The organism is Blastochloris viridis (assembly GCF_001402875.1).
Classification (GTDB): Bacteria; Pseudomonadota; Alphaproteobacteria; order Rhizobiales; family Xanthobacteraceae; genus Blastochloris; species Blastochloris viridis.
Genome location: NZ_CP012946.1, coordinates 820,722 through 838,289 on the forward strand (window position 1 = coordinate 820,722; position 17,568 = coordinate 838,289).

At 69.8% G+C, this 17,568-nt stretch carries 20 protein-coding genes; 9 read left to right on the plus strand and 11 right to left on the minus strand.

The window, feature by feature from the left end; genetic code table 11:
* Positions 1–107 precede the first annotated feature (107 nt).
* The 4 genes from BVIR_RS03640 to BVIR_RS03655 all read left to right on the plus strand — a co-directional run bounded on the left by BVIR_RS03640 (position 108) and on the right by BVIR_RS03655 (position 2,964).
* Positions 108–731: a Maf-like protein gene (locus BVIR_RS03640; protein ID WP_055036476.1), complete on the plus strand. Its 624-nt coding sequence runs from the start codon at positions 108–110 to the stop codon at positions 729–731.
* A gap of 21 nt (positions 732–752) precedes the next feature.
* The gene (gene yacG, locus BVIR_RS03645; RefSeq protein WP_055038657.1) at positions 753–971 is read left to right on the plus strand and encodes a DNA gyrase inhibitor YacG; all 219 of its coding nucleotides are present in this window, start codon (positions 753–755) and stop codon (positions 969–971) included.
* Positions 972–1,128: 157 nt separating this feature from the next.
* The gene (xseA, locus tag BVIR_RS03650) at positions 1,129–2,628 is read left to right on the plus strand and encodes an exodeoxyribonuclease VII large subunit (RefSeq protein ID WP_055036477.1); all 1,500 of its coding nucleotides are present in this window, start codon (positions 1,129–1,131) and stop codon (positions 2,626–2,628) included.
* A 111-nt stretch (positions 2,629–2,739) separates the two neighbouring features.
* Entirely contained in the window at positions 2,740–2,964 is a 225-nt protein-coding gene (locus BVIR_RS03655; protein WP_055036478.1) for a DUF2093 domain-containing protein, read from the plus strand.
* Between the two features lie 7 nt (positions 2,965–2,971).
* On the opposite strand, the gene lpxK is transcribed toward BVIR_RS03655, so the two are convergent.
* The 5 genes from lpxK to BVIR_RS03680 all read right to left on the minus strand — a co-directional run bounded on the left by lpxK (position 2,972) and on the right by BVIR_RS03680 (position 8,407).
* The gene (lpxK, locus tag BVIR_RS03660) at positions 2,972–3,940 is read right to left on the minus strand and encodes a tetraacyldisaccharide 4'-kinase (protein ID WP_055036479.1); all 969 of its coding nucleotides are present in this window, start codon (positions 3,938–3,940) and stop codon (positions 2,972–2,974) included.
* Position 3,941: 1 nt separating this feature from the next.
* The gene (locus tag BVIR_RS03665) at positions 3,942–5,240 is read right to left on the minus strand and encodes a 3-deoxy-D-manno-octulosonic acid transferase (protein WP_055036480.1); all 1,299 of its coding nucleotides are present in this window, start codon (positions 5,238–5,240) and stop codon (positions 3,942–3,944) included.
* A 3-nt stretch (positions 5,241–5,243) separates the two neighbouring features.
* The gene (locus BVIR_RS03670) at positions 5,244–6,017 is read right to left on the minus strand and encodes a lysophospholipid acyltransferase family protein (RefSeq protein WP_082416641.1); all 774 of its coding nucleotides are present in this window, start codon (positions 6,015–6,017) and stop codon (positions 5,244–5,246) included.
* A gap of 226 nt (positions 6,018–6,243) precedes the next feature.
* Positions 6,244–7,068 carry a 3'(2'),5'-bisphosphate nucleotidase CysQ gene (locus BVIR_RS03675; protein ID WP_055036481.1) on the minus strand — a complete coding sequence of 275 codons (825 nt, stop codon included), beginning with the start codon at positions 7,066–7,068 and terminating at the stop codon, positions 6,244–6,246.
* Entirely contained in the window at positions 7,055–8,407 is a 1,353-nt protein-coding gene (locus tag BVIR_RS03680; RefSeq protein ID WP_055036482.1) for a TldD/PmbA family protein, read from the minus strand. Before BVIR_RS03680 ends, BVIR_RS03675 begins: the two co-directional genes overlap by 14 nt.
* A 334-nt stretch (positions 8,408–8,741) precedes the next feature.
* On the opposite strand from BVIR_RS03680, the gene BVIR_RS03685 reads away from it, so the two are divergent.
* Positions 8,742–9,329, plus strand: coding sequence for a DUF6101 family protein (locus BVIR_RS03685; protein WP_257720206.1), 588 nt, complete (start codon positions 8,742–8,744; stop codon positions 9,327–9,329).
* 92 nt (positions 9,330–9,421) lie between these two features.
* Here the strand turns inward: BVIR_RS03685 and ubiA are convergent, their stop codons facing one another.
* The 4 genes from ubiA to BVIR_RS03705 form a co-directional block, all read right to left on the minus strand.
* Positions 9,422–10,369 carry a 4-hydroxybenzoate octaprenyltransferase gene (ubiA, locus tag BVIR_RS03690; protein ID WP_055036484.1) on the minus strand — a complete coding sequence of 316 codons (948 nt, stop codon included), beginning with the start codon at positions 10,367–10,369 and terminating at the stop codon, positions 9,422–9,424.
* The gene (locus BVIR_RS03695; RefSeq protein ID WP_055036485.1) at positions 10,366–10,902 is read right to left on the minus strand and encodes a hypothetical protein; all 537 of its coding nucleotides are present in this window, start codon (positions 10,900–10,902) and stop codon (positions 10,366–10,368) included. Before BVIR_RS03695 ends, ubiA begins: the two co-directional genes overlap by 4 nt.
* A gap of 67 nt (positions 10,903–10,969) precedes the next feature.
* Complete coding sequence (locus BVIR_RS03700) at positions 10,970–12,100, minus strand: sodium ion-translocating decarboxylase subunit beta (RefSeq protein WP_055036486.1); 1,131 nt, start codon at positions 12,098–12,100, stop codon at positions 10,970–10,972.
* Between the two features lie 18 nt (positions 12,101–12,118).
* Positions 12,119–12,472: an OadG family protein gene (locus BVIR_RS03705; protein ID WP_169788560.1), complete on the minus strand. Its 354-nt coding sequence runs from the start codon at positions 12,470–12,472 to the stop codon at positions 12,119–12,121.
* A 228-nt stretch (positions 12,473–12,700) separates the two neighbouring features.
* Here BVIR_RS03705 and BVIR_RS03710 point away from each other — a divergent pair, with 228 nt between their 5' ends.
* From BVIR_RS03710 to BVIR_RS03715, 3 genes are all read left to right on the plus strand, one after another.
* Positions 12,701–13,441: a 16S rRNA (uracil(1498)-N(3))-methyltransferase gene (locus BVIR_RS03710; protein ID WP_055036488.1), complete on the plus strand. Its 741-nt coding sequence runs from the start codon at positions 12,701–12,703 to the stop codon at positions 13,439–13,441.
* 499 nt (positions 13,442–13,940) lie between these two features.
* On the plus strand, positions 13,941–14,096 hold the full coding sequence (locus BVIR_RS16245) for a DUF3309 family protein (protein ID WP_082416643.1): 156 nt from the start codon (positions 13,941–13,943) through the stop codon (positions 14,094–14,096).
* Between the two features lie 172 nt (positions 14,097–14,268).
* Complete coding sequence (locus BVIR_RS03715) at positions 14,269–14,781, plus strand: Spy/CpxP family protein refolding chaperone (RefSeq protein ID WP_055036489.1); 513 nt, start codon at positions 14,269–14,271, stop codon at positions 14,779–14,781.
* A 202-nt stretch (positions 14,782–14,983) separates the two neighbouring features.
* On the opposite strand, the gene BVIR_RS03720 is transcribed toward BVIR_RS03715, so the two are convergent.
* A complete protein-coding gene (locus BVIR_RS03720) occupies positions 14,984–15,745 on the minus strand; it encodes an SDR family oxidoreductase (RefSeq protein ID WP_055036490.1) in 762 nt (253 codons plus the stop codon).
* On the minus strand, positions 15,742–16,533 hold the full coding sequence (locus tag BVIR_RS03725; RefSeq protein ID WP_055036491.1) for a glycosyltransferase family 2 protein: 792 nt from the start codon (positions 16,531–16,533) through the stop codon (positions 15,742–15,744). The genes BVIR_RS03720 and BVIR_RS03725 overlap by 4 nt, the downstream gene beginning before the upstream one ends.
* A gap of 381 nt (positions 16,534–16,914) precedes the next feature.
* On the opposite strand from BVIR_RS03725, the gene BVIR_RS03730 reads away from it, so the two are divergent.
* Complete coding sequence (locus BVIR_RS03730) at positions 16,915–17,526, plus strand: outer membrane protein (RefSeq protein WP_082416645.1); 612 nt, start codon at positions 16,915–16,917, stop codon at positions 17,524–17,526.
* The last annotated feature ends 42 nt before the right edge of the window (positions 17,527–17,568 follow it).

Sequence of the window (17,568 nt, forward strand, 5' to 3'; positions counted from 1 at the left end):
GGGAGAACGGCGGCGCCTGATCGCCCGGAATCGGATAAGCAGGCATCCGAATCCGTTTCCTGGACCCGCGGTTTCCGCGCGTCCGCTTGTCCGCGATGAGTGCGCTTATGTCCGGCCGGCCGAAACTCGTTCTTGCCTCGGGGTCTCCGCGCCGTTTGGCTCTGCTCGATCAGGCCGGCATCCGGCCGGAGCGGCTGATGCCGGCGGAAATCGACGAGACGCCCAAGCGCGGCGAGTTGCCGCGCACGCTGGCGTCCCGCCTCGCCAGCGAGAAGGCGGCCAAGGCCCGCGACCTGCTGGCGCTGGACCCCGCCTTCAAGGGCGCGCTGATCCTTGCCGCCGACACCGTGGTCGCGGTCGGCCGCCGCATCCTGCCCAAGGCGGAGCTGGCCGACGAGGCGCTGGCGTGCCTGAAGCTTTTGTCCGGCTGCTCGCACCGGGTCTATACCGGCGTGGCGCTGGTCACGGCGTCGGGCAGCGTGCGCACCCGGCTGGTCGAGACCCGGCTGCGCTTCAAGCGGCTGTCGCGCGAGGACACCGAGGCCTATCTCAGCTCGGGCGAGTGGCGCGGCAAGGCCGGCGGCTACGCCATCCAGGGGCTGGCCGGCGCCTTCGTGGTCAAGCTGGTCGGCTCCTACACCGGCGTGGTCGGGCTGCCGCTGTACGAGACGCTGTCGCTGCTCGGCGGCGAGGGCTACCCGGTCCACGCCGATTGGGCGAGCAAACTCTAACGCTTGGCGGCCGAGGGAACGATGACCAAGCCGGCTTCCGACCAGGACAAGCCCGACACCGCTTCACCGTCGGCGAAGCCGTGCCCGATCTGCGGCAAGCCGGCGGAGCGGCGCTGGCAACCGTTCTGCTCCAAGCGGTGCGCCGACGTCGACCTCAACCGCTGGCTCACCGGCGCCTACGCCATTCCGGTGGTGGAGAACGACGAGACGCCGGAGGAGGAGGGCGGGACGGCGGAGTGACGGCGCGCAGGTCGTTGTGTCCCGTCATCCCGGCCAAGCGGCAAAGCCGCGCGAGCCGGGATCGAGTGACGTTACGGTTTGCCGACGGCCCCGTGTCTCGCGACGCCCGCCGGGGCGACGAGGTGAACGGTCGCGGTCCTGTGTGTAAACTCATCCCATGACCGACGCCCCTCGCCCGAATCTGCCCGAATTCTCCGTCACGGAACTCTCCGCTGCGCTGAAGCGCACGGTCGAGGAAACGTTCCCCTACGTGCGGGTGCGCGGCGAGGTGTCGGGCTTCCGCGGCGTCCATTCCTCCGGCCACGCCTATTTCGCGCTCAAGGACGAGGGCGCCCGCATCGAGGCGGTGGTGTGGAAGGGCGTCTACGGCCGGCTGCGCTTCAAGCCGGAGGAGGGGCTGGAGGTGGTCGCCACCGGCCGGCTGACCACCTATCCCGGCTCCTCGAAGTACCAGATCGTCATCGAATCGATCGAGCCGGCCGGCGCCGGCGCCTTGATGGCGCTGCTGGAGCAGCGCAAGGCGATGCTGGCGTCGGAGGGTCTGTTCGACCCCGCCCGCAAGCAGCTGTTGCCGTTCCTGCCGCGGGTGATCGGCGTCGTCACCTCGCCGACCGGCGCGGTGATCCGCGACATTCTTCATCGCCTCGCCGACCGCTGTCCCTGCCACGTGCTGGTGTGGCCGGTCAGGGTGCAAGGCGAGACCTCGGCCGCCGAGGTCGCCGCCGCTATCGCCGGCTTCAACGCGCTCAAGGCGGGCGGCCCGATTCCGCGCCCGGACGTGCTGATCGTCGCCCGCGGCGGCGGCTCGCTGGAGGATCTGTGGTCGTTCAACGAGGAAATCGTGGTGCGTGCCGCGGCGGCGAGCGACATCCCGCTGATCTCGGCGGTCGGGCACGAAACCGACACCACCTTGATCGACTTTGCCGCCGACGTTCGTGCGCCGACGCCCACCGGCGCGGCCGAGATGGCGGTGCCGGTCAGGGCCGAGCTGCTCGCCCAGGTCGCCGACCGCGGCAGCCGGCTGGTCGGCGCGCTGGTGCGGCTGGTGCAGCGCCGCCGCGACCTGCTGCGCGGTGCGGCGCGGGCGCTGCCGCGGGCGGAGGCGCTGCTGGCCGGGCCCCGCCAGCGGCTCGACGCCGTCGCCGACCGGCTGCCGCGAGCGCTTACCGCCAACAACCAGATCCATCGGGGCGCCTTTCTCCGCGTTGCCGGCCGGCTGACGCCGCGGGCGCTGGCGTGGCGGATCGGCCGCGACCGCGACCGCATCGAGGCGTTCGCGCGGCGCCTTTCGACGGCGCGGACCACGCAGCTCCGCGACGCCCGCCAGCGGCTGGCGCATGACCGCCAGCGGCTTGCGACCCTGGGCGCGCGGCTCGGGCCGGCGTTGGCGCGGGCGCTCGCCGCAAAGCGCGAGCGGCTGGCTGGCCGGACGGCGCTGCTCGACGCCTTGTCCTACCACGCGGTGCTGGCGCGCGGCTTTGCGCTGGTGCGCGACGCCGAGGGGCGCGCGGTCCGCACCGCCGCCGCGATCAAGGCGGGCGATCGGCTGGAGATCGAGTTCGCCGACGGCCGCGCTCCGGCGGTGGCGGGCGGCGGCGGCCGTCCGGCTGGCGCCAGGCGGCGCTCGGGGTCCGGGCAAGGCTCGCTGTTTGATTGAGCGCCGGCGGCGGGGTGATCCCCGCGACAAAGGCTTGGCGAGAGCGGCGCGTGGCATTATGTCTGCGGTAGGCGCCGGCTGATCGTCCGGCGCGGTTGTCGCGAGGATGCCGTGCTCAATCGCTACGACAGGTCGCCCAATCCGGTGGGTGAGGCCGAGGTGAGATACCTGGATGGTGACTTCCGCATCATCCGGCCGGGGGCATATGTCCGCTGCGCGGTGACCGGCGAGCCGATCCCGCTCGACGAGCTCAAATACTGGAGCGTCGATTTGCAGGAAGCCTATGCCAGCCCGACCGCGGTGCTGCAGCGGCTGCATCCCGACCGCGCCCGCTGACAAACCGTCAGCGCCGCAGTGCCTCGGCCAACAGGCCGCGGACGCGCGGCTCATCCTCAAAGACGAGGCGCACCGGCAGCGTCCGGCAGGTCTGCGCCAGCGTCTCCAGCGCCGGGTCGCCGGCGAGACGAACCCTGTCCTTTTCCGTGGTGACGAGCGCGAGGTTTTCGCGCGCGGCGTGGTCGAGCAGCGCTGAGGCGTCGGCGGCGCTGTAGCGGTGATGATCGGGAAAGGCGACGAACCGCGCCGGCGGGCGGCCGAGCGCGGCCAGGGTGTCGGCGAATTTCTGCGGGCGCCCGATGCCCGCGAACGCCAGGATCGGGCCGAGCCCCTCCAGGGGCGCAGCGTCCGGTTCGAGCCGGGCGCGCAGCACCGGCAAGGGCGCCGCGTCGATCGACGGGCCATCGCCGACCAGCACCATGGCGTCGGCGCGGTCGAGCTGGGGCCGGAGCGGCGCCCGCAGCGGGCCGGCCGGAAACACCCGCCCGTTGCCGAGGCCGACCGCGGCGTCGACCACCAGCAGCGACAGGTCCTTGATCAGCGACGGGTTCTGGAAGCCGTCGTCCATCACCACCACGCTGCCGAGGCTTGCTGCCAGCGCGGCGCCGGCCGGGCGGTCGCGGGCGACCACGGTCGGGGCGGCGCGGGCGAGCAGCAGCGGCTCGTCGCCGACCTCTGCCGCGGTGTCGCGGCCGGGATCGACGACCCGCGGCCCGGCGATGCGCCCGCCATAACCGCGCGACAGGAACACCGGCTCATCGCCCAACTCAGCGAGCAGCGCGGCGAGCGCGATCGCGGTCGGCGTCTTGCCGGCGCCGCCGAGGGTGGGGTTGCCGACGCAGACCACCGGCCGCGCCGCGCGCTGGCCGGCGTGCGCCAGCCGGCGTTCGGCGATGCTGCCGTAAAGCCAGGCGGCCGGTCCCAGCATGGCGGCGGCGATGCCGGGCTTGCGCCACCACAGGGCCGGGGCGCGCATTTCAGGCCCGGCCGAGACGGAGCTGGATGAGGTAGGGGTCGAGCGCCGCCAAGGTGCGGTCGAGCGCGCCGGTAAACTTGCCGACGGTGTCGCGGGCGGCCAGCGCCATGCGCCTGGCCGTTTCCGGATTGTCGAGCAGCAGCGCCAGGCTGCGGGCCAGCGAGCCGATGTCGGCGACGGTGGCCGCGCCGCGGGCCTGGTTGAGCGCGGCGTAGACCTCGGTGAAGTTGAACACGTGCGGGCCGTGCAGCACGGCGCAGTCCAGCTTGGCCGGCTCGATCGGGTTTTGGCCGCCGTGCTTCACCAGCGAGCCGCCCATGAACACGATCGGCGCCAGCCGGTAGAACAGGCCGAGTTCGCCGATGGTGTCGGCGACATAGACCTCGGTGCCGGCGTCTGGCAGGTGGCCGCGCGAGCGCATCAGCGCCTGCAGCCCCTCCTGTTCGGCGACGGCGGTGACTTCGAGGCCGCGTTCGGGGTGGCGCGGCACCACGATGGTGAAGAGCTGGGGGTGGTCCTCGCGCAGGGCGCGGTGCGCGGTGAAGATCGCCTGCTCCTCGCCGCGATGGGTCGAGGCCGCCAGCATCACGGTGCGGCCGGCAAGGTGGGCCGACAGCGCGGCGAACTCCCGCGGGTCGGCGGGCGGCGGCGGGGTGTCGAATTTCAGGTTGCCGGTGGTGGTCACCCGCGGCGTTCCCAGCGCCTCGAACCGCTCGGCGTCGTCGCGGCTCTGGGCGAGGCAGAGGTCGATGGTCGAGAGCAGCGCCGTCGGCACCGATTTCAGGTTATGCCAGCGTCGGAACGAGGCCTCCGACATGCGGCCGTTGACCAGGATCATCGGCGTGCCGCGACCGGTGGTCTGAAGGATCAAGTTCGGCCACAGCTCCGATTCGGCGAACAGGGCCAGGTCCGGCTGCCAGTGGTTGAGGAAACGGCTGACGAAGGCGGGCACGTCGAGCGGCGTGAACTGGTGGATGACGCCGGCAGGTGCGCGCCGCGCCGCCAGCCTGGCCGATGTCAGGGTGCCGGAGGTGAGCAAAAGGTCGAAGCCGCGCTCGGTCAGGCGGTCGAGCAGCGGCATGATCGACAGCGTTTCGCCGACGCTGGCGCCATGGGCCCAGATCAGCGGCCCCGGCGGGCGGCCGGCAGAGGCGCGGCCGTAGCGCTCGCTCAGGCGCTCCGGGTCTTCCTTGCCGCGCCGGACCCGGCGGTCGAGGTAAATCGGCACGAACGGCCGAACCGCGGCCGCAAGGCCGCGATAGGCCGTGAACGCAAGGCCATTCCACACCGGGCCAATCATCGGTCAGCGTCGTCCCCGTCCGGCGATCTCCGCCGCGCGCTGGTGCGCGGTTTCGAGGCGATCCTGCAGCAGGCAGCGGGCCTGTTCCAACTCGGCGTCGGTGGCATCGGCGGCAACCCGGATCGGCTCACCAACCACGAAGGCAAGGCGTGAAAATGGCAGGTCGACGCTGGCTCTGTCCCACGACGGCAGCACGATGCGGCGGCTCGACTCGATGGCGAGGGGATAGATCGGCCGGCCGCTGGTGCGCGCCAGCATCACCACGCCGAGGCCGGCCCTGCGCGAGACCTTCGGCACGTCGGCGGTGACGGCGATGTTGAAACCCTCAGCCAGGCTCTGCGCCATCTCCAGGAAGGCGGACACCCCGCCCTTGCGCTGGAAGCGGCCCTTGTGGTCACCCGAGCCGCGGATGGTGCCGACGCCGAAGCGCTCGGCGGCGATGGCGTTGATGTCGCCGTCGGCGTGGCGCGACACCAGCACCTTCGCCTTCATTCCCGGTTTCATCACAAACGGGGAAAGGAAATGCTGGCCGTGCCAGAAGGTCAGGATGAGCGGCAAATCCGGGTCGAGCCGGTCGTAGATGTCGGACGGCTCCCGCACCGGCGTGCCGGTGTTCCAGACCAGACGAAGGTAACCGGCGAGTAACGCACCGGCGGCTCGCCGGAACGTCGGCGAGCGGGCAAGACGCTTCCACAACAGGGTCAGTCCGCGGTTGGTGCTCCGGATCGAGCGGAGAAACGAGTGAACGGGCACCCGCCCGCTGAGACGGGGCTTCATGCATCCCGCCGACGTCATCATCGGGTTAGTGGGCGACGGTGTCGAGTTTATGAAGGCAGCGCCCGGGCGTCGCTGTGGATAGCGGTCAAGCCAAGGCCGATCCCGGCAGCCTTTGGAACGAATTTGACACTTGCCCCCGGCCGCCGGGGTCGCCTGCAAAGGTCCAATCCACAATCGCCAACACACCCGACGTCCTGCTTGCGGGGCAAATGTCGGGCCTGGACCGTCAGCCCGGTGGCGTCGGTGGCGCGCCGATGTCGGCGAGCCGCGCCAGCAGCGGGCCGTGCAGCGCCGCCCCGGATGCCACCAGCGCGCCGTGAACGGGCTTTGGCCGGTTGAACACCAGCCCGGCGCCGGCGTGGGTGGTGAGCCGGCCGCCGGCCTCGCCGACCAGGAGGGCGGCGGCGGCGAGGTCCCAGTCGTTGCCGCCGGCGCTGGCGAAGGCGGCGTCCAGCGCGCCCTCGGCGACGCGGGCGATGCGCAGCGCCAGCGAACGCACCCGCTCGGTCGCGCCGGCCTGCTCCATCAGCCGTGTCACCGCCGGATAGCCCTGCTTGGGGCCGGCCATGCGGGCGCCGGCTGGGTCGGTGCGGTCGCCGGCGCGGATCGGCCGGCCGTTCAGTCTGGCGCCGCCGCCCAGGCGCGCGACGAACAGCTCTTGTGAGACCGGCACATAGAGCGCGGCGGCGATGGGGCGGCCGTCCTCGACCAGCGCGGCGGAAATCGACCAGTCGGCGCCACCGGCGATGAAGGAGCGGGTGCCGTCGATGGGGTCGACGATCCACACCCGCGACCGCGTCAGCCGGTCGGTCGAATCGCGGGTTTCCTCCGACAGCCAGCCATAGGCCGGCGCCAGCTCGAGCAGACGCTGATGAAGGAAGACGTCGACCGCGACGTCGGCCTCGGTGACCGGCGACTTGGCGGGGCCCTTGGTCCAGCTGCGCACGTCGGCGCGGAAGTAGCGAAGGGCGATGTCGCCGGCGGCGGTGGCGGCCGCGGCGAGAACGGCGCAGGCGGATTCCGGATCGGCGAGAGCGTCAGCGTCCGGCAATGGTGAGCCCCTCCACCCGCACGGTCGGCGCGTTGGTGCTGTAGCGGAATTCGAGGTCGTTCGCCGGGGTCAGCGCGCGATAGATATCGGCGAGGTGGCCGGCGATCGTCACCTCGGACACCGGAAACGTGAGCTCGCCATTCTCGATCCAGAAGCCGGAGGCGCCGCGCGAATAGTCGCCGGTGACGATGCTGGCGCCCATGCCGATCAGGTCGGTGACGTAGAAGCCCTCCGCCAGATCGCCGATCAGCTCGCGCGGGCTCAGCGGGCCGGCGGCGAGATGGAGGTTGGTCGGCGCCGGGCTGGGCGGGCCGCCGGTGCCACGCTTGGCGTGGCCGGTGGTGGCAAGGCCGAGTTCGTCGGCGGTGGCGCTGTCGAGCAGGAACGACGACAGCACGCCGTCATCGACCAGCACCAGCGGCGCGCTGGCGACGCCCTCGCCGTCGAACGGGCGCGAGCGCGGGCCGCGCGGCCGCAGCGGGTCATCGACGATGCGGGTGCCGCGCGGCATGATTTCGCTGCCGAGCTTGCCGAGCAGGAAACTGGTCTTGCGGGCAATGGCGGCGCCGTTGACCGCGGCGGCGATGTGGCCGACCAGGCTGCCGGCGACGCGGGGGTCGAAGATCACCGGCACGCGGGTGGTGGCCACCTTGCGCGGGTTCAACCGCCGCACCGCGCGCTCGCCGGCCTTGCGGCCGATGTCGGCGGCGGCGTCGAGGTCGCGGGCGTGGCGCGCCGAACTCATCTCCCAGTCCTGCTCCATCGCGGTGCCCTCGCCGGCGATGGCGGTCATCGACAGGCTGTGCTGGCTGGACACATAGGCGCCGCGGAAGCCGCCCGAGGTCGCCAGCACGAAGCCGCCCAGCCCGGCGGAGGCCGAGGCGCCGTTGGATTTGGCGACGCCGGCGACGCCGAGGCCGGCCTGCTCGGCGGTGCGCGCGAGGCGCTCCAGCACTGCTGCGTCGGGCAGAACGGGGTCGAGCAGATCGAGATCGGCCACCGTCGTGGCCAGCCGGGCCGGATCGGCCAGCCGGGCGTGGGGGTCTTCCGGCGTCGCCCGCGCCATCGCCACCGCGCGCTCGGCCAACTGGTCGGGGTCGAGCCGAACGACGTCGTTGGTGGAGACCGCAGCCTGGCGGCGGCCGACGAACACCCGAAGGCCGATGTCATCGCCCTCGGCGCGCTCGCTCTCCTCGACCCGGCCGTCGCGCACCTCGACCGACAGCGACACGCCGCGCAGCGCGACGGCGTCGGCCTGATCGGCGCCGGCACGGCGGGCGGCAGCCAGCAAGGTTTCAACGCGCGCCTGAAGCGCCGACAGGTCGATGAGATCGGTCATGGGTGTCCTTTCCAGTGCGGTTTAAGCCGTTTCGAGCAAAGTGGAAACGGCTTTGCGCGAGCGCCGGGCGGGCCAGCGCGGCAGACCAGAGGTGAACTGCAATTCTGGCAAAGCTGCGCCGGCTTCCGAAAGAGGGGGCGCGGCTCGCGCGCGCCGCGCCGGCCGCCAACGCCGCCGGGACCCGCCAGGGTTGGTGTTGGAAAGGTTGCGTCAAGCATGGCTGCGGAACGGACCAAGCTCAGGTTTAGTTAACCCAACTTCTTAAGCGCATAGCGAAACCGCCGCGGTAGTCTTCATGTCAAACCGGGACGAATAAAAACCGGCGGGGAGTACTATGCAGCGTCAAACTGAGTGCGGCATCGGTTTATCTTCCGGAGCCGCTCGCACGTCTCGGATCGATCCTTTCGCGTTGCCTGCGTGCTTCGCGGCGGTCGATCCGTCTGCCGACGGACGTATTCGCGAAATCGAGATCGACCGCACCCGCGTCATCGTGCGGCGGGCGGTGGCCGGGGTGCGGATGCGGCTGAACGTGCCGATCGAGAGCTATCTCGGCGTCGTCGTCCGAATCGAGCCCGACGTCACCCCAGACCACAGCCAGATCGCGGTGGTGCTCGCTCACCGCGACCCGGCGCTGTCGGTGACGCTGTCGGCGGCCGACGATTGCGACGACGTCATCGCCGACTGGCAAGCCTGGGCCAAGAGCCTCGGCTGCCCGCTCCTGATCGGCAATGGCGACGGGAGTTGGCGCGAGCCGATGACCAGGCTTGGCGCGGTGGTGGTCACGACGCCCTCGCCGCGGCGGCGGCGACACTCGCCGCACACCAGGCGGCGGCCCAAGGCGCTGATGCGACGCAAGCCGGGCCGGCCGGCGGCAACCGCCAAGGTCTACCGCGACGAGTGCGAGATCATCGCCCGGAGTTGAGGCAATTCGTAGCGTCCGAGCCGGGCTGCCGCAGACCGTTGAGCGTTCGCAATGGCGGCGCGGCTGGCGCTGCTCGCCGGGGGCTGACCTCGTCAGGCCAGCGCCTGCACCGCGGCGTCGAGGCACAGGGCGGCAAACAGCATCAGCCCGGCGTCGCGGTTCGATTTGAACAGGCGCAGGCACAGCGCCGAATCCGAGATGTCGAGCTTGATCACCTGCCAGGCGAGGTGGGCGGCGAAGGCGGCGAGGCCGATCAGCGCGATGGTATGGCCGCCGGCCAGCACCACCGCGGCGCCAATCAGCACCACCGCGAGGGCGTAGAGCACGATCAGCGCCTCGCGGGTGCGGTCGGCGAACAGCCGGGCGGTGGACTTGACGCCGACCAAAGCGTCGTCCTCGCGGTCCTGGTGGGCGTAGATGGTGTCGTAGGCGATCACCCAGCAGATCGAGCCGAGATAGAGCAGCACCGGGGCAAGGTCGAGCCGGCCGAACGCCCCGGCCCAGCCCATCAGGGCGCCGTACGAAAATGCGAGGCCGAGAAACAGCTGCGGCCACCACGTGACGCGCTTCATCAAGGGGTAGATCAGCACCACGATCAGCGAGGCGATGCCGGTGGCGATGGCGAAGCCGTTGAACTGCACCAGCACCGCGAGCCCGATCAGCCCCTGCAGCACCAGGAAGGCCAGCGCCGCGCCGAGGCTGACGCGGCCGCAGGCCAGCGGGCGCTGGCGGGTGCGCTCGACCTTGAGGTCGATGTCGCGGTCGAGGATGTCGTTCCAGGTGCAGCCGGCACCGCGCATCACGATCGCGCCGACCAAGAACAGAATGAGGTGCCAGGGGTTGGGAAAGGCGTCGCCGCCGGCGATCGCTGCGATCGCCGCCGACCACCAGCACGGCAGCAGCAGCAACCACCAGCCAATCGGGCGCTCGATCCGCGCCAGCCGCAAATAGGGGCGCCAGCCGAGCGGGGCGTAGCGGTCCGCCCAGTGGTCGGGAACCGCGTCGGCGACGCGGACGTCGTGCGCCGAATGCTCAGTCACCGGGATGCACCGCCCAAGGTTGAAAACACGCCGGAGCCTTGCGTGCTGGGATTGGTCGGGGTCGAGGAGCCACCGCCGAGGCCGGTCGGGCCGCCGAGCGAGCCGATGCCCTTGCCCGCGGGCTGCGCCGGGCCGGTGGGGCCGACCACTGGGCGGGCCTGGCAGATCTTGGTGCGGATTTCGCTCAGCTTCTGGTGCTCGGCCTTGAAGTGGGTGACGGCCTGCGGCGGGAAGCACCAGTTGATGTTGGTCTCGACGTACTTGACCCAACGCGAATGGGTATCGAGCAGCCGGCGGAAATTCTTGCACTGCTCCTCGGGCGGCGCTCGTCGCTTGTTGGCGGCCAGCGCGTCGGCGTTGGCTTTCTGGAGCTCTGTCTGGAACGAGGCAATTTCCTGCTGATTGCAGGACGCCTGCATCTCCATCTGGGCCTGCGCCGCCGCTGGATTCACCCCGAAAGCGGCCCAAACCATCAACAGGGCGATCGGCAGCGATTGGACGATGTTCATCAGGCTTTCCGGCTCGCGTGTCATGTCCGCTGGCTCGGCTTATCGCGATATCGTGGCACCCGCAAGGCGCGGTGCACCCGGCTGTCCCCGTTCAACGAACGCCGAGCAGCGCCAGCATGATGCCGCCGGAGATGGCGGTGCCGAACACGCCGGCAAGATTGGGCCCCATGGCGTGCATGATCAAGAAGTTGTTGCGGTTCTCCTGGTAGGCGACCATGTGCGACACCCGGGCCGCGATCGGCACCGAGGCAATGCCGGCCGAGCCGATCAGCGGGTTGATCTTGGTCTTGAGGAACAGGTTCATCGCCTTGGCGGTGACGACGCCCGAGGCGGTGCCGAACACGAAGGCGATGAGGCCCAGCCCGACGATCTCCAAGGTCTGAACGGTGAGGAAGCGGTCGGCCGTCATGGTCGAGCCGATCGCCAGCGTCAGCGCGATGGTGATGACGTTCATCAGGCCGCCGGCGGCAGTGTGGGCGAGGCGGTCGACCACGCCGGTCTCGCGCAGGAGGTTGCCGAGCATCAGCATGGTGATGAGCGGCGCCACCGGCGGAAAGAACATGTTGACGATGAACGCCATCAGCAGCGGGAAGGCGATGCGTTCGGCCCGCGACACCTCGCGCATCTGCGCCATCTGGATGTTGCGCTCGGCCTTGGTGGTGAGCAGCCGCATCACCGGCGGCTGGATCAGCGGCATCAAGGCCATGTAGGAATAGGCGGCGACCGAAATCTGCGGCAACAGGTCGGGTGCCAGCTTCATGGTGACGAAGATCGCCATCGGGCCGTCGGCGCCGCCGATGATGCCGATGGCGCCGGCCTCGTTCAGCGAGAAGCCGAGCAGTTTCGCGCCGATCAGCGCCACGAAGATGCCGAGGTGCGCCCCGGCTCCAAGGATCACCAGCTTGGGGTTGGCGATCATCGGCCCGAAATCGGTCATGGCGCCGACGCCGAGGAAGATCAGCGGCGGAATGATGAGCAGCGCCACACCCTGATAGGCGTACCAGAACAGGCCGCCTTCCAGGATAAGATCGGAGCCGGGCACGTTCGCCACCGCGCAAGCAAAGCCGATGCCGATCAGCAGATACGGCTCGTAGTGGCGGGCGATGGCGAGGTAGATCATGGTGAGACCGACCAGGATCATCACCAAATTGCCCCACCAGAAGTGGGCGATGCCGGTCTGCGCGTAAAGTGCGCTCAGAAAGATGCCGATTTGGTCGATCATAACTCGCCCCCGGCGCGGTCAGTTGGCGTCCGGCTCGCGGCGGGACGGCGGCTCGGCCGGCCGACTGCGGCTGGCGGAGCCGGCGGCGTGGGCGAGCAGGCGGGCGCGACCCTGGCCGGCCCAGCTCGAACTCTGCAGCGGTCCCTCGATGCGCACGACATGCCCGGCGCGGAACACCGCATGGACGGCGGCGGCGATCACCGGAACGTGGGCGGCGCGGATCGCGGCCAGCTCGGCCTGATGCTGCTCGGCAGGCGTCGGCTCGGCCTGTGCGGCCTCGTCCTTGCGGCCCAGGCGGTTGATCAGCGGCAGCAACGTCAGCACCACGCCGATGCCGGCGATGATGACGAAGCTCAGAAGGAAATCGATCACACTCAGGATGATTGCGCCCTGAAGCGTATCTGGAAGGCGGATGGCCTCCATGAGGGCACCTTGGGGACGGTGTCGATGGAATCGCGACTCGCAGGTCGCGACGGCACAGCACGACCATAATCCAGGCAGATGCCAGCTCATAGCTTGGCGATGCATCCGGCCGATGACGCGACAGCGAGGAACGCGCCGGCTTGACCTGTCCGGCGCGGGCGGGCGAATGGAGCGGCCATGGCTGCCTATGATTTCAGTTCCGTCCGGCTGTTCGTCGATGCTGCGCTCGCGCCCGGTGCCGAGTTTCCGCTCGGGCTAGAGCCGACCAACTACCTCGCCAACGTGCTGCGGTTGCGCGCTGGCGATGAGCTTTTGGTGTTCAACGGCCGCGACGGCGAGTGGCGCGCGCGGATCAGCGATCTGAAGAAGCGCGCAGCGACGCTGGAGCTGGTCGAGCAGACCCGGCCGCAGACCGCACCGTGCGATCTTTGGTACCTGTTCGCGCCGCTCAAGCATGCCCGGCTCGACTACATGGTGCAGAAGGCGGTCGAGATGGGCGCCGCGGTGCTTCAGCCGGTGATGACGCGGCGGACCCAGGTCAGCCGGATCAATCTCGATCGCATGCGCGCCAACGCCATCGAGGCCGCCGAGCAGTGCGGCATCCTCGACCTGGCCGAGGTTCGCGCCGAAGTCGGGCTGGAGGCGCTGCTGGCGACGTGGCCGGCGGGGCGCACGCTGGTGTTCTGCGACGAGGACGCTGCGGCCGGCGGCGCCGCTGCGGCGCTGGGTGCGGCGGCAGAGGGGCCGCTTGCGGTGCTGATCGGCCCGGAGGGCGGCTTCGATCCGGCCGAGCGGGCGCGGCTGATGACGGTGCCGAAGGTGGTGCGGCTGTCGCTCGGCCCGCGCATCCTGCGCGCCGACACTGCGGCAGTCGCGGCGCTGGCGCTGGTGCAGGCGGTGCGCGGCGACTGGCGTTGAACCGGTTCGGCGTGCCCTTGCGCGCGCTGGTGCGAAAGACGGGATGGCACCCGCTGTTGCGGACATGCACTTTCGGGCAGCCTGTTTGCCGAACGCCTGTCGGCGGCGGTTGGAAAATGGAAGCACGCCCGCCGCGGATGCCACTGGGTGCGGTCTCAGCACAAGGCGAAACCGCGTCCCTCGGTGGATGGGTGCGTGACTGGGGAACCGCCGTCGGCGCACCGCGCTCACTCAGGCAACGGATCGAAGCGGCCGAGTTCACGACCGTTTCGAGGCTGCCCCAAAGCGTCCACCTCACCGCACCACCTGCGCAACCCGATCTCGGGCACCGCGACGAGCGTGCCATAAAAAAAGTATGCGCCCACGGGCGCGTTCACACATCCGCAACACACCGGCTGGACAGGGTTTGGGATTTTCCGACCGCCACGGCCCGAGGCCGGGAACCTCAAGCTCTACGCTCCGTTGGTTCGCTGCTGGGGCGCAGAGGCGAGATGACCCGATGCTCAGCAATGTTCTGATCATAATCCTCATTCTTCTGTTGATCGGTGCGCTTCCGCGCTGGGGTTACAGCTCCGGGTGGGGCTACGGGCCGAGCGGCCTGGTGGGGGCGATCCTGGTCGTGCTGCTGGTGCTGGCGCTGCTCGGCCGGGTTTGACACGCCGCCCGGCGCCAGCTCACGAGACCGTTGCAAGGTGGCCGCAACGGGGGGCGAACCTGAACAGTTATTCAGGAACGACCGGAAATTTCCTCAATATTACAGAAGCTTAAATTGCTTCACCCGGTGCGGTGCCCCATTCTCCCGCCATCGACTTCGTCTGGAGGAAGCCATGAAGATCACCACCATTCTACTGGCGACGGCGCTCGCGGCGGGGGCCACCAGCGCCTACGCCCAGGGCGCGCCGGGGCCGGGCGGGCCGCAACGGCCCGAACGCGCCCAGCTCAACCCCGCCGATCGCTCCGCGCTGGTCGATGCGCGCATCGCGGCGCTGAAGGCAGGCCTCAAGCTCACCCCGGAGCAGGAAAAGTTGTGGCCGGCGGTGGAAACCGCCGTCCGCGACACCGCTGCCAAGCGGCAAGCGCGCATCGACGAGGCCCGCAAGCTGCGCGACGAGCGCAACACCCGGCCCGACGTGGTTGAGCGTCTGCGCGCCGGTGCCGACCGCATGACCGACACCGCGGCCGACTTCCGCCGTCTCGCCGATGCGGTGGCGCCGCTCAACGCCACGCTCGACGACGGCCAGAAGCGCCGGCTCGGCATCCTGCTGAAGTTCGGTGAGGGCCATTTCGGGCCGCGCGGCAAGCCGGGTCCGGGTGGCCCCGGTGGCCCGGGACGGATGTGATCGCGATCCGGTTTCCGGACGGTCACGCCTGATCCAAGGAAGCCGCGAGGCCGGAAGATCTTGTTTCGAAGCAGGATTTTCGGCGACAGGACCACGTCTTTCCGGCGCGATCGGCCGGAAAGCATCTTGACTTTCGATCGCCCGGACCAATACCGGCGCCTTCTGGCCCCCCGCCCGGAAGGCGCCGGTTCAATTTTCGAGCCTATTCGGCGATTCCTTCGACGTCGGGTGTGCGCCAGGCGAGATGCTGGCCGCCGTCGACCGCGATCATCTGCCCGGTGACGCTGTGGGCCTCGGCCAGAAATAATACGGCGCTGGCGACCTCGGCCGGCGTGGCGGCGCGGCCGAGCGGCACCGCGGCCGATTGCCGGGCGAAATCCGACGCCCCCTGGCGGGTGTTGGCCAGCGTCGGCCCGGGGCCGACCGCGTTGACGCGAATGCGCGGCGCCAGCGCCTGCGCCATGGTCTGGGTCGCGGTCCACAACGCCGATTTGGCCAGGGTGTAGGACAGAAAGCGCGGCGTCGGCCGCCACACCCGCTGGTCGAGGATGTTGACCACCGTGCCGGTGCAGCCCTCGGGCAACTGGCGGGCGAATGCTTGGGCGAGGAACACCGGCGCCTCGAGGTTGACCCTCATGTGGCGCTCGAACTGCGCCCGGTCGAGGTCGCCCATTTCGTCCGGCACGAATTCCGACGCCGAATTGACCAGCAGCGTCAGCGGTCCGACCGCCGCCGCCGCCGCCGGCACCAGCGCATCGACGCCCGCCGGGTCGGCGAGGTCGGCCGATACGGTGGCAACGCGCGCGCCGCGGGCGGTGAGGGCGTCGGCAACGTCGGCGGCTTGCTGCCGGGACTGGCCGTAATGGATGGCAACCGCGTATCCGCGCGCCACCAGGGCCTCGACGATGGCGCGGCCGATGCGCTTGGCGCCGCCGGTCACCAGCGCCGCGGCAGGGGCGGTCACGCGCCGCCCCGCGCCCGCCGGACCATCCGGCGTTCGAGATGCTTGGCGAGCCTGAGGTGGCGGAAGAAGGCGTAGTTCGCCGCCGTCATCACGCCGTAGACGCCGCGGACGAAGTGGCGCCGGCCGACATAGGCCTTGAAGAAGGCGGCCGGAAACTCGACGAACAGCCGCCAGGTCGGCAGGCTGACGCCGCGCTGGTCGAGGTCGTCGGCCTGCTGGTCGGTGTAGGCGTTGAGCTTGGCGATCTGCTCGCCGAGCGAGCGCACCGAGAAATGGTGGACGCGGCCGCGCAGCCGGCCGATACGCGCCCCCTTCGCCAGCACGACGCGGTCGTGCACCAGGCTGTCGGCGTAGCGGCCGCGGTCGGTGCGATAGAGCCGGACCGGCGCCAGCCAATAGGCCCAACGGTGGGGTTCGGACTCGACTGGAAACACCTCGGCGATCGGGATTTCGTAAGCATCGCACGTCGGCTCGCCGTCTGCGAACAGCGCGCGCAGTTCGGCGACCAGATCCGGCGGCATCACTTCGTCGGCGTCGAGGTTGAGCACCCAGCGGTGGCGGCACAGCTCCTCGGCGAAGCGCTTCTGCGGGCCGTAGCCGGGCCAGGCGTTGAACACCACCCGCGCGCCGTATTCCCGGGCGATTGCCGGGGTGCCATCGGTCGAGCCCGATTCGACGACGACGAGGTCATCGGTGAGGTCCTTCACCGCGGCAAGGGTCCGCCCGATGCGGTCGGCCTCGTTGCCGGCGATCAGGAAAATCGAGACGGGGAGGGGGGATGCGGCCATCGGCTCTCTCGTGGGTGCTGCCTCGATGCCATGGCGCCGGCGAGCCGGCAAGCGCCCCAGCACCGCGCGGCCGCCCGTGCTGCGGCTGGCCGCCGGCGTTGGCTTGAGCGATTCGCGGTGTCGGCCAGCTTAACCGAACATTAAACATGTCGATCTGACGGGGGCGCCCGGCATCGCCACCACCTGGATTCGATTTCGGCCATGTTTGGCCATGATTTCTGCCGGATTAACCGCAACATAGCGCAAATTTACGCTTCGTTCAGCATGGCGTTCGCTTTCGCCGAAGTGACGGGAGCGGCTACCGCAAACGGTGAATCGTTCATTGTATAATCGACGACAGTTGCGGTGGTGTGAGTTACCGCGCGTAAGGGAGTACGACTGATGACCAAGATCGCAGGAGCATTCGCGGCCCTGGTGCTCGCGTCCGTGCCGGCGATGGCGGCCGACATGGTGCAGCGCCAGCCCTACTATTCGGCGCCGGCGCCCAGCTACAACTGGAGCGGCTTCTATCTCGGGCTCAATGCCGGCCTGGCGTCCGGTGATCTGTCGAATTCCGCTGGTCTGGAGCCGGCCGGTTTCCTCGGCGGCCTGACCGGCGGCGCCAACTGGCAGTGGGGCAATGTGGTGTTCGGTCTGGAGACCGACATCAATTATTCCGGCGTCGACGACGGCGTCTCCGGCTACAAGTGGGAACTCGACTGGTTCGGCACCACCCGCGTCCGCGCCGGTTACGCCTGGGACCGCTTCCTGCCCTACATCACCGGCGGCATCGCCTATGGCCGCGGCAGCTACACGATATGGGGCGACAAGGCCGATGCGACCCATATCGGCTGGACCGTCGGTGCCGGCGTCGAGGGTGCCATTGCCCAGAACTGGACTGCCAAGGTCGAGTACCTCTACGTCGACCTCGGCGATAAGCAATACGGCGATCTGCCGTGGAAGAACGAGTTCGACGCTAACGTTCTTCGCGCCGGCGTCAACTACCGGTTCTAAACCTGTTGCCTCTGTATCGTCCGCCTCCGAAATGACGACCTT